Annotated in this window: 15 protein-coding genes; 2 read left to right on the top strand and 13 right to left on the bottom strand. The window is 65.2% G+C overall.

All coding sequences use genetic code 11. From position 1 onward, the window contains the following. Nucleotides 1-150 precede the first annotated feature (150 nt). From rpsO to rimP, 9 genes are all read right to left on the bottom strand, one after another. Complete coding sequence (gene rpsO, locus AC59GX_RS07295) at nt 151-420, bottom strand: 30S ribosomal protein S15 (RefSeq protein ID WP_055881152.1); 270 nt, start codon at nt 418-420, stop codon at nt 151-153. Nucleotides 421-438: 18 nt separating this feature from the next. Next, nucleotides 439-1,464, bottom strand: a complete 1,026-nt coding sequence (gene truB, locus AC59GX_RS07290; RefSeq protein WP_426279697.1) for a tRNA pseudouridine(55) synthase TruB — start codon at nt 1,462-1,464, stop codon at nt 439-441. Nucleotides 1,465-1,610: 146 nt separating this feature from the next. Continuing rightward, nucleotides 1,611-2,186 carry a thymidine kinase gene (locus tag AC59GX_RS07285; protein WP_426279696.1) on the bottom strand — a complete coding sequence of 192 codons (576 nt, stop codon included), beginning with the start codon at nt 2,184-2,186 and terminating at the stop codon, nt 1,611-1,613. 386 nt (nt 2,187-2,572) lie between these two features. Further along, nucleotides 2,573-2,962, bottom strand: a complete 390-nt coding sequence (gene rbfA, locus AC59GX_RS07280) for a 30S ribosome-binding factor RbfA (protein ID WP_107954753.1) — start codon at nt 2,960-2,962, stop codon at nt 2,573-2,575. A gap of 118 nt (nt 2,963-3,080) precedes the next feature. Next, complete coding sequence (gene infB / locus AC59GX_RS07275) at nt 3,081-5,942, bottom strand: translation initiation factor IF-2 (protein ID WP_426279695.1); 2,862 nt, start codon at nt 5,940-5,942, stop codon at nt 3,081-3,083. Then, nucleotides 5,939-6,811, bottom strand: a complete 873-nt coding sequence (locus AC59GX_RS07270; RefSeq protein ID WP_426279694.1) for a DUF448 domain-containing protein — start codon at nt 6,809-6,811, stop codon at nt 5,939-5,941. The genes infB and AC59GX_RS07270 overlap by 4 nt, the downstream gene beginning before the upstream one ends. After that, entirely contained in the window at nt 6,792-7,031 is a 240-nt protein-coding gene (locus AC59GX_RS07265) for a tautomerase family protein (protein WP_332795938.1), read from the bottom strand. The genes AC59GX_RS07270 and AC59GX_RS07265 overlap by 20 nt, the downstream gene beginning before the upstream one ends. Continuing rightward, a complete protein-coding gene (gene nusA / locus AC59GX_RS07260; protein ID WP_426279693.1) occupies nt 7,031-8,821 on the bottom strand; it encodes a transcription termination factor NusA in 1,791 nt (596 codons plus the stop codon). The genes AC59GX_RS07265 and nusA overlap by 1 nt, the downstream gene beginning before the upstream one ends. Beyond that, nucleotides 8,821-9,417, bottom strand: coding sequence for a ribosome maturation protein RimP (gene rimP / locus AC59GX_RS07255; RefSeq protein WP_056065919.1), 597 nt, complete (start codon nt 9,415-9,417; stop codon nt 8,821-8,823). The genes nusA and rimP overlap by 1 nt, the downstream gene beginning before the upstream one ends. Nucleotides 9,418-9,595: 178 nt before the next feature. On the opposite strand from rimP, the gene AC59GX_RS07250 reads away from it, so the two are divergent. Continuing rightward, complete coding sequence (locus AC59GX_RS07250) at nt 9,596-10,720, top strand: PQQ-dependent sugar dehydrogenase (RefSeq protein ID WP_426279692.1); 1,125 nt, start codon at nt 9,596-9,598, stop codon at nt 10,718-10,720. Nucleotides 10,721-10,845: 125 nt separating this feature from the next. Here the strand turns inward: AC59GX_RS07250 and AC59GX_RS07245 are convergent, their stop codons facing one another. Both AC59GX_RS07245 and AC59GX_RS07240 read right to left on the bottom strand, forming a co-directional pair. Then, a complete protein-coding gene (locus AC59GX_RS07245; protein ID WP_426279691.1) occupies nt 10,846-11,244 on the bottom strand; it encodes a PaaI family thioesterase in 399 nt (132 codons plus the stop codon). Further along, a complete protein-coding gene (locus AC59GX_RS07240) occupies nt 11,241-11,696 on the bottom strand; it encodes a PaaI family thioesterase (protein ID WP_121904285.1) in 456 nt (151 codons plus the stop codon). Before AC59GX_RS07240 ends, AC59GX_RS07245 begins: the two co-directional genes overlap by 4 nt. A gap of 106 nt (nt 11,697-11,802) precedes the next feature. Here AC59GX_RS07240 and AC59GX_RS07235 point away from each other — a divergent pair, with 106 nt between their 5' ends. After that, nucleotides 11,803-12,585, top strand: a complete 783-nt coding sequence (locus AC59GX_RS07235; RefSeq protein ID WP_426279690.1) for a crotonase/enoyl-CoA hydratase family protein — start codon at nt 11,803-11,805, stop codon at nt 12,583-12,585. 245 nt (nt 12,586-12,830) lie between these two features. Here the strand turns inward: AC59GX_RS07235 and AC59GX_RS07230 are convergent, their stop codons facing one another. Together AC59GX_RS07230 and AC59GX_RS07225 are read right to left on the bottom strand one after the other, a co-directional pair. Further along, on the bottom strand, nt 12,831-13,196 hold the full coding sequence (locus AC59GX_RS07230; RefSeq protein ID WP_497301389.1) for a hypothetical protein: 366 nt from the start codon (nt 13,194-13,196) through the stop codon (nt 12,831-12,833). After that, nucleotides 13,196-13,627 (bottom strand): hypothetical protein, encoded by a 432-nt coding sequence (locus AC59GX_RS07225; protein WP_243650177.1) that lies wholly within the window; start codon nt 13,625-13,627, stop codon nt 13,196-13,198. The genes AC59GX_RS07230 and AC59GX_RS07225 overlap by 1 nt, the downstream gene beginning before the upstream one ends. Nucleotides 13,628-13,643 lie beyond the last annotated feature (16 nt).

Below are 13,643 nucleotides of genomic sequence, written 5' to 3'. Positions count from 1 at the left end.
TGTGCGGGCTTAGCCGGCCCGCGGCGGTGTGGAGCGAGTTGTCGCTCCTTGCCATTGCACCGAATTGTGTCCTGGCGTTTGCCTCCGCGCGAAATGCGCGGAATCAAAACCCTATATACGAAAACGGCCCCCCGAGGGGAGCCGTTCGTGTTACTTGCGGAGACCGAGCTTCGCGATCAAATCCAGATAGCGCTGGCCGTCCTTGTGACGGAGATAATCCAACAGCGTCCGGCGCTTGTTGACCATCATGAGAAGACCACGACGCGAGTGGTTGTCCTTCTTGTGGCCCTTGAAATGCTCGGTCAGGTTCTTGATGCGCTCGGTCAGGATCGCGACCTGGACTTCCGGCGAACCGGTGTCACCCTCGGCGCGCGAATGCTCCTTGACGAGCTCGGTCTTGCGTTCAGCGGTAATCGTCATGAATTCATGTCCTCGACATCACAGATTGAAACCGCGAACGACCCGGACGTCTCCGTCCTCGACCTCGACCAGCGCGACCGGGACAGCGTCCAGTTCGGCGAAGTATTGGCCATCGTCTGCGGCAATCCCGGCCAAGATACGCCCCTGTCGGAGCGCCCCTGCCTGGTCGGGGGTGAGGGAGAGAGCCGGGATGTCGTCCAGCGCCACCCTCAAGGGCAGAAGTACATCTTCAAGCGCGGAGGCCTTAGCGAGTTCGTCCAGTTTGTCCAGCGATATCGCGGAGGAGAGGTCGAACGGGCCGGCCTTGGTGCGGCGTAACATCGTGACGTGGCCGACGGTGCCGAGGGCGATCGCGATGTCGCGCGCGAGGGAGCGGATGTAGGTGCCCTTGGACACATGCGCGGTAAGCGTGACCTCCTCCAGCGGGGAGTGGAGCAGGGGTGCATCCTGCAATTCCTCCCCGGCACGGGGAGGGGGACCGCCGTTCACTTGGACGGGGGTGGAGGGGGGCTCGTCACCAACGGTACGCTCGCGGAAGCCCCCCTCCACCAGTTGCGCTGGTCCCCCTCCCCGTACCGGGGAGGATAGCGAATAAATCGTCACGTCCCGGCTCGCGAGCACTACTTCCTGCCCAGCCCGAGCCAGATCATAAGCCCGCTCCCCGTCAATCTTCAGCGCGGAATAGGCGGGCGGCACCTGAGAAATCGGTCCGGTAAACTGCGCCAGCACCGCCTCGACCGCAGCCAGGGTCGGCCGGACGTCGGACGTAGCGATGCTCACCCCCTCAGCATCCAGCGTATCCGTCTGAACCCCGAACACAACCGTAAAATCATAGATCTTGTCGCTATCGAGCATCCGCCCAGCCAGCTTCGTCGCCTCCCCAACCGCGATCGGCAGCACCCCCGTAGCGAGCGGATCGAGCGTCCCCCCATGCCCCACCTTGAACTTCCCATACCCGCCGCTCCGCAAGGCACGCTTCACCGCCGACACCCCCTGCGTCGAGCCAAGCTCCAGCGGTTTGTCGAGAATGATCCAGCCATGCATGCGCGTAAGTCCTAGAATTCAGTTTAGGCGGGAGCGGCCGCCCATCTACTCCGTCATGCTGACGAAAGTCAGGATCCAGAGCCACAAGCGACGGTGTTTGGTACCCTGGTCCTGACTTTCGTCAGGATGACGGGGAGGGGTGAAGCCTACCCCAAAGCCTCGCAAAAATGCCGCCGGCACAGCGCGACATACCGGTCGTTCCCGCCGATCTCGGTCTGCTGCCCCTCGGCAATCGCCCGGCCGCTCCCATCGACCCGCAGGTTCATCGTCGCCTTGCGTCCGCACATGCAAACCGACTTGATCTCCACCAGCGAGTCCGCGAGCGCGAGCAACCGCGCCGACCCCGGAAACAGCGCCCCCTGGAAATCGGTCCGCAACCCGTAGGCCAGCACCGGAATCCCGACCACATCACAGATATGCGCAAGCTGATCCACCTGCGCAGACGTCAGAAACTGCGCCTCGTCCACCAGCACGCACGAAATCGCGTCCTCGCCGTGCTGTCGAACAACGCAGGCCCCGATATCCGTCCCCGCATCGAACGCGATCGCCGGTGCCTCCAGCCCGATCCGCGACGTGATCGTCCCCGCCGCGAACCGATCGTCGATCGCCGCCGTGAACAGCATCGTCCGCATCCCCCGCTCGCGATAATTGAAGTCCGCCTGCAACAGGTTCGTCGACTTCCCCGCGTTCATCGAGGCGTAGTAGAAATACAGCTTGGCCATGGGGGCAAAGAGCGGGAACGCGGGGGGATGTCCAGAGGCGTCGCAGTCTTAGGCCGGGAATTCCGCAAGCAGCAAGCTGCTCCCGTACGACCGCCGCTCATCACCCGTCCCGTGGCACCGCCCCCACCACCCGTTCGTCCTGAGTAGCTGCTGAGCTTGTCGAAGCGGCGTATCGAAGGATGGATTGGCGCGGAAGACCTGTGCTTCGATACGAGCCCTCGATACGGCTCTTCGAGCCTACTCGGTCTCTACTCAGCACGAACGGGGAGGGGGAAGGGCACGAGGAGCGCAGAAGGTTCGGAACGGGACAGGACGTAGGAGGCGTTTCATTCCAATCGCCGCAAAGCCCTTACTGACTGCGAGCGAGGTGCTCGCAGCCCTGCAAATCAATCTTCAGCCAGATCCCGCGCAACATGCGGATCCCGCAACAACTGGTCGATGTGCGTGCCTTCGTCGAAGCTCTCGTCCGCAAGAAACTTTAGTTTCGCCGCGTACCGCATCTGCACACGGTTCGCGACTTCGCGCTGAAGGTAGGCGGTGTTGGTGCGCAGCGCCTTCAGCACCTTTTCTTCGTCCTTGCCGAGCAACGGCTTCACGAAAACGGTGGCGTGTCGGAGGTCCGGGGACATGCGGACTTCGGTGATCGTCACGAGGTGCTTTTCGAGCACCGGATCGTGGACGTCTCCGCGCGCGAGGATGTCGGACAGCGCATGACGCGCCTGTTCGCCGACTCGCAACGAGCGGACGGCCTTTGCTTCTGGGGTATCGGTCTTCATTCTTCTAACTCCCTCGCCCCTCCAGGGAGAGGGTGGGGGTGAGGGGCGGCCACGAACGCTGTCGCGCGGTACTGCTCCTCACCCAACCCTCTCCCCGCAGGGGAGAGGGCTCTCGGCCTCAAAGCGTACGTTCGCGCATCTCGACTTCGAACGTCTCGAGGACGTCGCCGGCCTTGATATCCACGAAGTTCGACGTGAACGTCACGCCGCACTCGAGCCCCGCACGGACCTCGGCGACATCATCCTTGAAGCGACGCAGCGATGCGATTTCGCCCTGGTAGATGATGACGTCGTTGCGCGTGATGCGCGCCTTGAGCGCCTTGCGGATGTTGCCCTCGGTGACCAGCAGACCCGCCGCCTTGCCGTGCTTGCCCGCCGAGAAGACCTCGCGGATATCGGCACGACCGACGACCGTCTCGAACGCTTCCGGCCCAAGCTCGCCAGCCATCCCCGCCCGGATCTCGTCGATCAGGTCGTAGATCACGTCATAATACTTGAACGCGACCTTCTGGCGCTCGGCGATTTCACGCGCCTTGGCGTTCGGGCGAACGTTGAAGCCGATGATCGGAGCACCCGATGCAGCTGCCAACGTGACATCCGACTCGGTGATGCCGCCGACGCCCGAGCTCAGCACGCGCGCCTTGATCAGGTCGGTGGAGATCTTGTTGATCGCCCCGACGATCGCCTCGACCGTGCCTTGCGTATCCGCCTTCACGACCAGCGGATATTCGATCGCCTGCTTTTCCTTCAGCGCCGAGAACATGCTCTCGAGGCTGGCAGGAACCGATGCGGTCCGCTTGTCGGTCTTCACGCTGCGACGATATTCCGCGACTTCGCGGGCCCGTGCCTCGTTCTCGACGACCTGGAACGGATCGCCCGCCTGCGGAACACCCGACAGACCGAGAACCTCGACCGGCATCGCCGGACCCGCTTCCTTGATCTGCTTGCCCTTGTCGTCGACCAGCGCACGGACCTTGCCGCTCTCGCCACCGACCACGAAGATGTCGCCGACCCGCAGCGTACCGCGGTTGACGAGGATCGTCGCGACGGGCCCCCGACCCTTGTCGAGCTTGGCCTCGATCACCGTACCCTCGGCCGCGCGATCCGGATTGGCGCGCAGTTCGAGCAGTTCGGCCTGGAGCTGGATCTTCTCGATCAACGCATCGAGACCGATCTTCTTGGTCGCGGAGACTTCGACGTCCTGGACGTCGCCGCCCATGTCCTCGACCACGATCTCCTCACTCAGCAGGCGCTCGCGCACCTTCTGGGCATTGGCGCCTTCCTTGTCGATCTTGTTGATCGCGACGATCATCGGCACGCCCGCCGCCTTGGTGTGGGCGATCGCCTCCACCGTCTGCGGCATCAGGCCGTCGTCCGCCGCCACCACCAGGATGACGATGTCGGTGACGTCCGCACCGCGCGCACGCATCTGCGTGAACGCCTCGTGGCCCGGGGTGTCGAGGAAGGTGATCTTCGACTTGTCCTTCAGGGTCACCTGATACGCGCCGATATGCTGGGTGATGCCACCCGCTTCGCCGCGCACCACGTCGGTGCCGCGCAGGGCATCGAGCAGCGACGTCTTGCCGTGATCGACGTGACCCATGATCGTGACGACCGGGGCACGTGGCTTCAGCGTCTCCTCGGCATCGTCGATCGTGTCGTTGGCCAGATCCTGGTCGACATCGCTGACGCGCGTCAGGTTGTGGCCGAACTCGGTGACGAGCAACTCGGCGGTATCCTGGTCGATCGTCTGCGTCATCGTGACGGGCATGCCCATCTTGAACAACGCCTTGACGAGGTCGGCACCCTTCTCGGCCATGCGGTTGGCGAGTTCCTGCACGGTGATCGCCTCTGGAACGACGACGTCGCGGATCTGCTTGGCCTGCGCCTCGCGCGGACCACCGGTGCCACGACGCTCCTTCTCGCGCGCACGCTTCAGTGCGGCGAGCGAGCGAGCGCGTGCACCATCACCATCGCCGAGCGCGCGGTTGACGGTGAGCTTGCCCGAGGTGCGACGATCGTCACCCTTGCGGTCACGCTGCTGCGGACGCGCCGGCACTGCGTCGCGACGGACGCCACCAGCCGGAGCATTGACGCCGGTCGCGCCGGGGCGAGCCGCGGTCGTGCCGGCATTCGCAGCCGTGGTCGGCGCCGCGGCAGCGGGTGCTGCGACAGGCTTCGGCGGCGGAGGAGGACGCTCGGGACGCGCCACCGGCGAAAACCGGCGCGGTGCCGGGAACGCCGGATCGCGGGTCAGTTCGATGACGGGCGGCGGTGCCGGCGGAGCGACGGGGGCCGGCGCAGGCTTGGGAGCCGGTGCGGGAGCAGCCACGACTGGAGCTGGCTTCGGTGCAGGCGCAGGTGCCGCGGCAATCGGTGCCGGGGCAGGAGCCGCAGCAACGGGAGCTTCGACCGGGGCCGGCGCAGGCGCTGGAGCCGGTGCCGCGACCGGAGCGGGAGCCGCTTCGACCACAGGAGCGGGGGCCGGTGCGGGCGCAGGGGCCTCGACCGGCTTCGGCGCCTTAGCTTCAGCCTCGGCACGCGCACGATCGGCGACGCGATTGCGCTCGTCTTCGATCGCCTTGGCGCGTTCGGCTTCCTGGCGACGACGCCCTTCTTCCAGCGTGTTCATGCGCTGCTCTTCAGCCTCGCGGAGCAGCTTGGCCTGACGCTCCTGCGGCGACAGATTGCTCTGCTGCTGACGCACGGGGGCGGGCGCAGGCTGCGGTGCGCGCGCCTGCGGTGCCGGGGCTGCGGGGGCAGCCGCCGGGGCGGGCGCGGCAACCGGTGCGGCATCCGCGACCTGCACGTCGGGCTCGCCCGGACGGCGCAGGACGCGCGCGCGCTTGGTTTCCACGATCACCGTATTCGATCGGCCGTGGCTGAAGCTCTGCTTCACCTGGCCGGTCTCGACCGTGCGCTTCACACCCAAAGGTGCGCGCATGCCAAGTTTCGGCTTCTCGTTGTCCGTGTCGCTCACTCAAATTCCTCAGTCATGTCCACGGCCGGGCGTGTTCCGGTCGATCCGGACGCCTGTTGTATCGGTGGCGCCCCATTTTGTGGTGACGCCGATGCGCCCTGCGAGGCCGTTTCGCAAGACACGGAAGAAGGTTCGGGGCCGATAAAATGCAGCCAACGGTCGAGCGCTTCGCTCACCCGCTTTGCTGCAGCGCGGTCGGTCAGGCCAATGTGTACCACATTTTCCCGCCCCAGCGCCAACGCCAATATGGTGCGCGATACCGGGAGTGCCAACCCCCGCAAACCCGAGCCCTCGACATCGTTGCCGATGCGCCAAGCCTGATCGAGCTTGCGGTTGCCATCCTCGGCCGCATCGGACGCGTGATAGAGCGCCTTCAGCTTGCCCTGTCGCGCGTTCTGCTCGATCCGGTCGGAGCCGATCAGCACCGTCCCCGAGCGCGATTCGAGGCCGAGCCGGTCGAGCGCGTTACGCTCGAGTGCGGATTCGATCTTAGCCGGAAGCTCAGGATCGATGGTGAACTCGCCGGTCTTGAACGCGCGGGAGAGAGCGCCCTTGAGCTTGCCCTTCTTGATCGCGGCTTCGAGTTCGACTCGAGTCACCCCGATCCACGCGCCGCGGCCCGGAGCCTTGGCGCGCACGTCGGGAAGGATCTGGCCATCGGGCGACAACGCGAGTCGCACGAGGTGGGGCCTGACGTCGCGCTCGCCCGAAAGAATGCACTTGCGAACGGGCTCATTCCCCTCCCGCTCGCGGGAGGGGTCAGGGGAGGGGCCATCCGCAGGGGCAGCAGCCGTGACTGCCCTTCCCCGACCCCTCCCGCCAGCGGGAGGGGAGTTTAGCGGCGCAGTGTCATCGGGAGGGTTCCGCATGTGCGTCCTCCTGCGCCGGAGTTGCTTTCGGAGCGTCGCGGTCGACCAGCAGCTGGCCGCCCGCGCCGTAATTCTCGGTCGAGACCTCTTCGATCACGATCTGCACCGCAGCCGGGTTCTTCCCCAGCCGCTGCACGAGCGACTGGGTGACGTCGGCGACGATGCCGGACTTCTGGTCCTTGGTGGCGGACCCCGAGATGCGGATGCTGACGAAGGGCATTAGGCCTTGTCGCCCTCGCTTTTCGTGTCGGTCTTGTCCGCCGCGTCTTCAACCGAAGCGTCCTCGACCGAAGCGTCGTCCGCCGAAGCGTCCTCAGCCACGGCTTCGTCGGCCGTCGTCTCTTCAGTCGCAGCGTCCTCGACCACGGCGTCGTCAGCCGAAGCCTCGTCCACCGAAGTCTCGTCCGCCTCGACGTCGTCAGCCGAAGCCTCGGGAGCCTCGTCCTCGAACCAGTGCGCACGCGCGGCCATGATGATCTCGTTACCCTGCTCGTCGCTCAAGCCATACTCGGCAAGAATCCCGCCCTTCGGCTCAGGCCGCTTCGGTGCGTCTTCGTTGCGACGACGTGGCTCGACGCGCTTCTTCTCGACCAGTTCATCTGTCGCGAGATCGGCGAGATCGTCGAGCGTCTTGATGCCCGCCTTGCCGAGCGTCACCAGCATCGCCTCGTTGAGATACGGCATGCCGGCCAGCGCGTCCTCGACGCCGAGAGCGGTACGCTCTTCGCGGCTCGCAGCATCACGACGCTCCAAAGCCTCGGTCGCACGGTTCTGCAACTCGCCCGCCAGGTCCTCGTCGAAGCCCTCGATACCGGCGATCTCCTCGACCTCGACATAGGCGACCTCTTCGAGGTTGGTGAACCCTTCGGCCACCAGCAACTGTGCGAGCGTCTCGTCGACATCGAGCTCCTTCTCGAACATCGCCGAGCGCTCGACAAAGTCCTTCTGGCGCTTCTCCGACGCATCGGCCTCGGTGAGGATGTCGATCGCCTTGCCGGTCAGCTGCGACGCGAGCCGCACGTTCTGGCCACGACGGCCGATCGCCAGCGAAAGCTGGTCATCGGGAACGACCACCTCGATGCGCTCTTCTTCCTCGTCGATCACGACGCGCGACACGGAAGCCGGCTGCAACGCATTGACGACGAAGGTCGCGATGTCGGGCGACCAGGGGATGATGTCGATCTTCTCGCCCTGCATTTCCTGCACGACGGCCTGGACTCGCGAGCCCTTCATGCCGACGCATGCGCCAACCGGATCGATGCTCGAATCGTGCGAGATGACGCCGATCTTCGCGCGCGAACCCGGATCGCGGGCCGCGGCCTTGATCTCGATGATGCCGTCGTAGATCTCGGGCACTTCCTGCGCGAACAGCTTCTTCATGAAGTCGGGGTGCGCGCGTGACAGGAAGATCTGCGGCCCACGGTTCTCGCGGCGGACGTTCAGGATCAGCGAACGGATGCGGTCGTTGACGCGCACCACTTCGCGCGGGATCTGCGCGTCGCGACGGATGACGCCCTCGGCGCGGCCCAGGTCGACGACGACATGGCCAAACTCGACGCGCTTGACGACGCCGGTGATGATCTCGCCGGCGCGGTCCTTATACTCTTCGAACTGGCGCTCGCGCTCGGCGTCGCGGACCTTCTGGAAGATGACCTGCTTGGCGGCCTGTGCGGCGATGCGGCCGAACTCGATCGGGGGCAGCGGATCGACGATGAAGTCGCCGAGTGCGGCGTCCTTCTGGAGCTTCTGCGCGCCCTTGACGTCGACCTGCTTGAAATAATCGTCGACCGCCTCGACCACTTCGACGACGCGCCACAAGCGCAGATCGCCGGTGTTCGGATCGAGCTTCGCGCGGATGTCGTTCTCGGCGCCGTAGCGCGAGCGGGCGGCGCGCTGGATCGCGTCCTCCATCGCCTCGATCACGATCGCCTTGTCGATCATCTTCTCCGACGCGACCGAATTCGCGATCGCGATCAGTTCCGCGCGGTTTGCGGTGACTGCCGTGGCCATCAATGCTGTCCTTCTTCGGTGTCGGCCTCGTGAGCATCGGGCTCATCGGTGGGCGTATCTTGATAGAAAACCTCGTCCGCGCCTTCGGTCGAAAGCGGCGCGGTCGCGGCGATGAGACGGTCGGTCATGACGAGCTTGGCGTCGGCGACCTGCGAAAAGTCGATCGTCATGAGCTTGTGCTTGTTGACGTCGACGGTGATCTTCGTCCCCTCAACGCCCATCAAATTGCCCGAGATCTGCTTGCGGTCCTCGAACGGCTCGACGAGGCGAATGCGCGCCTCCTGGCCTTCCCAGTCGGCAAAGTCCTGGAGCCGGGTCAGCGGCCGATCGATACCGGGGCTCGACACTTCGAGACGATACGCGTCCTCGCCGACCGGGTCCTTGCCCTCGGCCTCGAGCGCATCGAACTTGTCCGAAATCCGGCGCGACAGCTCGGCGCAATCCTCGATCACCAGCTGGCGGGTGTCGGGGCGCTCGGCCATCACCTGCAACGTCGGATCGGACTTGCCGCCCTGCATGCGCACGCGCACGAGGCTGAGGCCGAGCGCGGTCGCCTCGGGTTCGATCAGGTCGGTCAGCAGGGCGATATTCGCCATCGAAATTCCAAACAGGGCCAAAGCACAGGTGATTGCCGCCGCGGAGCAAGCCCCGCAGCCTCTTCATCTGGCGATGTAGAGAAGTGGTGCCTCTATACGCGGGGTGGCGCCCGTCCGCAAGCGGGAGCAACCTTCGTTTAGTACGCTGCGTTAGCGCAGGGATTTCCGGGAGAAGATCATGATTCGCAAAACGCTGTTCGCCACTGGGTTGCTGACAACCACGCTGCTCGCCTCGACCGCCTGTTCCGCGCAACCGGCCGCGGCGGGGAAGCCGTTCAAGGAGACCGTGGTCGCCGATTTCGATTCGCCTTGGGCGATGACGTTCCTGCCCGACAAGCGCATGCTGGTGACCGAGAAGAAGGGCCAGATGCTGCTCGTCTCCGCCGACGGCAAGTCGCGCCAGACGGTCGCGACGCTCACCGTCGATTCGGCCGGGCAGGGCGGTCTGATGGATGTCGTCCTCGCGCCCGACTTCGCGACCAGCCAGCGCGTGTATTTCAGCTATTCGACTGCAGGCGAGGGCGGCAAGGGCGTCGTCCTCGCGCGTGGTCGTCTGCGTCCGGATGGTGGTGGCGGCGAGCGTCTCGGCGAGATCGAAGCGTTGTTCAGCGCGCGGCCGTTCGTCGAGGGCAACGGCCATTACTCCGGCCGCATCGCCTTCTCGCCCGACGGCAAATACCTGTTCTTCACCAATGGCGAACGCCAGAAATTCACCCCGGCGCAGGACCCGAAGATGACGCTCGGCAAGGTGCTGCGTCTCACGCTCGACGGCAAACCCGCCCCCGGCAACCCGCTCGCGGCCAAAGGCTTCGCACCCGAGATCTGGAGCTACGGCCACCGCAACCTGCTAGGCATCGCGTTCGACAAGCAGGGCAATCTCTGGGAGCAGGAGATGGGGCCAAAGGGTGGCGACGAGGTCAATCTGATCAAGCCCGGCCTCAACTATGGCTGGCCCAACGCCTCGAACGGCAGCAACTACGACGGCACCGACATTCCCGATCACAAGCCCGGCGATGGCTATGAGCCGCCCAAGGTGTTCTGGAACCCGGTTATCTCGCCCGGCGGGTTGATGATCTATTCAGGCAGTATGTTCCCGCAGTGGAAGGGCGACGCCTTCATCGGTGGGTTGTCGTCGAAGTCCCTCGTCCGCGTCCACCTCACCGGCACGAATGCTGCAAAAGGCGACCAATGGGACATGGGAGCAAGAATCCGCGAAGTAGAACAAGGCCCCGACGGCGCAATCTGGCTCCTGGAAGACGGCGGCGACTCCCAAGGCCGCCTGATAAAACTGACCGCGAAGTAAGTGAAATTCCCCTTCCGCTTGCGGGAGGGGTCAGGGGAGGGCACGACGTACGTACTGGCGTCCGGTCTTTGAGGCACACCCCTCCCCCGACCCCTCCCGCTAAGCGGAAGGGGAGTAGAAGTGCGCTAATCCCGCATGATCAGGTAGTTCATCCGCGCAGCCGCAATCGGCTTGTCGCGCTCGTCCTGCCAAGCCGTCGCCTCGACATTCGCCACCCGGTTCCCCAACCGGGTCACCACGCCCGCCGCCCGCGTAGGCTTGTCCCGACCACCCCGCATGAAATCGACCGTGACGTTCACCGGCTTGATCCGAGCTTCGGAACCAGCACCCTCAGCCTCCAACGCATGCTGCAAAGCCGCAATCGCCGCCATTTCCAGCAATCCCGAAATTGCACCCCCATGCAAAAACCCCGGCCGCCCCAGCACGTCGTCGGCAAACGGCATCAGCAATACCGGCGGCGCGCCGTCCTCGGCCTCGACCGACACGCGCAGGATCTCCGCATAGGGCGGCAGGCCGATCGTCATGCCTCGATCCTCCTGTTGAGACCCATGCCCGCGACATCGCCCACCACCATGAACGTCCCCGCGACATGCGCGAGCGGATCGCCCGGGTCGCCGTCATGCGCCTGCCCCCGCACGAACGCGATCGAGCGCGTGATCCGGTAGCACTCCCCGCGCCCGATCACCGTCTTCCCCGGCGTCGCCGGCCGCAGGTAATCCACCCGCAGGTCGAGCGTCGCATGCGGCACGAACGCGTTGCGCTTGATCCAGATCGCCAGACTCGTCGCCATGTCCATCATGGTGATGATCGGCCCCGACGCGATCACGCCACTCGCCGGATCGCCGATCAGCCGTTCGTCATAGGGCAGCGCAAGCTCCGCCCAGTCGTCGCCATGCGCGTGATAGCGCATCCCCAGCGCGGCGCCGTGCCCGCCGAACCCGCGCGTCGCAAACCATTGTGGATCAAAACCAGCCATGCGCGAGCCTCTACACGCCGCGTGAGCGCGCGCAACATTGCGGGCGCCGTTGCAGGTGGGGGCAGGGCCGGTTAGCGTCGATGCAAAGATCGAGAGGATCGCCACTATGAACGACCGGGTCACCATCACCGTCACGGACGGCATCGCCGACGTCCGCCTCGCCCGCGCCGACAAGATGAACGCGATCGACCCGGCGATGTTCGAGGGCATTGCCGCGGCGATCGACCGACTCAAGGGGATGCCCGAAGTCCGCTGCGTTGTCCTCTCCGGCGAGGGCAAGGCGTTCTGCGCCGGCCTCGACATGGCCTCGATGGCGAACGGCGGTTCCGGGCTGGCACTAGGCGACCGGACCGAAGAGGGCGCGAACCTAGTCCAACAGGTCGCCTGGGGCTGGCGCACCTTGCCGATGCCGGTGATCGCCGCGGTCCACGGCGTCGCGTTCGGCGGCGGCTTCCAGATTATGTCCGGCGCCGACATCCGCATCGCGCATCCGCAAGCCCGCTTCGCAATTCGCGAGACGTATTGGGGCCTAGTCCCCGACATGGCCGGCATCGCGCTCTGGCGTACGCTCGCCCGCGACGACGTGCTCCGCGAACTCACCTACACCGCGCGCGAGTTCGATGGCGCGGAAGCGCTGCGGCACGGCTTCGTCACGCGGCTGTCGGAAGACCCGCTCGGCGAGGCGATGATGCTCGCCCGCGAGATCGCGGCGAGGAACCCCCACGCGATCCGCGGGTCGAAAGCGCTCTATAACCTCGCGGCGGATGCGGACGCGGCGGCAGTGCTGCACGCGGAAACCGAAGAGCAGCTGAAGGTCATCCGCACGCCCAATCAGGTCGAACAGGTGCGGGCCAACATGGAGAAGCGGGCGGCGGTGTTCGAGGACTGAACCTTCCGACATCCTGACGAAAGTCAGGATCCAGAGCCACGCGCGTTGCCCTGGGTAACCCTGGATACTGACTTTCGTCAGGATGACGAGGGGGGGGGCGACGTTCGGTCCCACTTCTACCACCCCGGCGAAGGCCGGGGCCCAGTTGGAAAGGTCGTTGTAACGGAGCGCTGTCTTACGCCATCATCGTCCCTCAACTGGGCCCTGGCCTCCGCCGGGGTGGCGAATGTGTAGCGTGGATGCGTCTACTTCGCCTTGTCATAAGGCGTGAAATCCCGAAACCGGCAATAGCCCGACGGAATCGACATACCGACCGACACCGTCCGAAACCGATCGTTCCGGCACAATTGCCCGCCGTAAACATCGACAATCAACGTATCGAGTGGTCGCAACGAAGGACATTCGCCAACCGGCCCAGTCTTCCAGATCCGCTTGCCCGACTGCCGATACAGGATAGTCTGCGAATCGACGATCTCAGGCCCATTGAGCTGCTGCAGGTCGATGCACCGCACCGGCGCCCCCGCAACCCGACCCGCCAACGGGTCGGACTTGCCCGCCCCGAGCATCCCCACCGTCAGCAGCGCCACCGACGCCAAAATGGCCCCGCGCATCATGGCTTCCGATACGGCACGAAGTCGCCGAAGCTGCAACTCCCGGTCGGAAAGCGCGAGGCCTGGTCGAACGTCTGCGCAATGTCGCCGCGGCACAGCTGCCCGCTTGGCGTCCGCGTTACGAGGATATCGCCGCGCGCGATCCCCTCGCATCCGCCGACGGTATCGCTGCGGTACACCAGCCCGCTATTCACCCGGTACAGGATCGTCGCGCCGTAGCCTGAACTCTGCTTCTGGGGGAACTGGCTGATGCACGACTCGGGCTTGCCCGGCACGAGCCCAGCGAGTTCCTTCGCTAGTTTCTCCTGCACGCCAGCTTCACGAACCTGCGCGCGCTCGACCTCCGCCTGGGTCTGCGTACAGGCGCCTAATGTCATAGCGGGCAACAAAAGCGCCGGCAGCATCAAGAGTGGCAGGGTCCGCATACGCATCGAAACGCTCCTCAAA

The organism is Sphingomonas sp. 320_CC (assembly GCF_059691795.1).
Note: the sequence above shows the minus strand (reverse complement) of the source record. Positions and strands in the feature narration are given on the sequence as shown.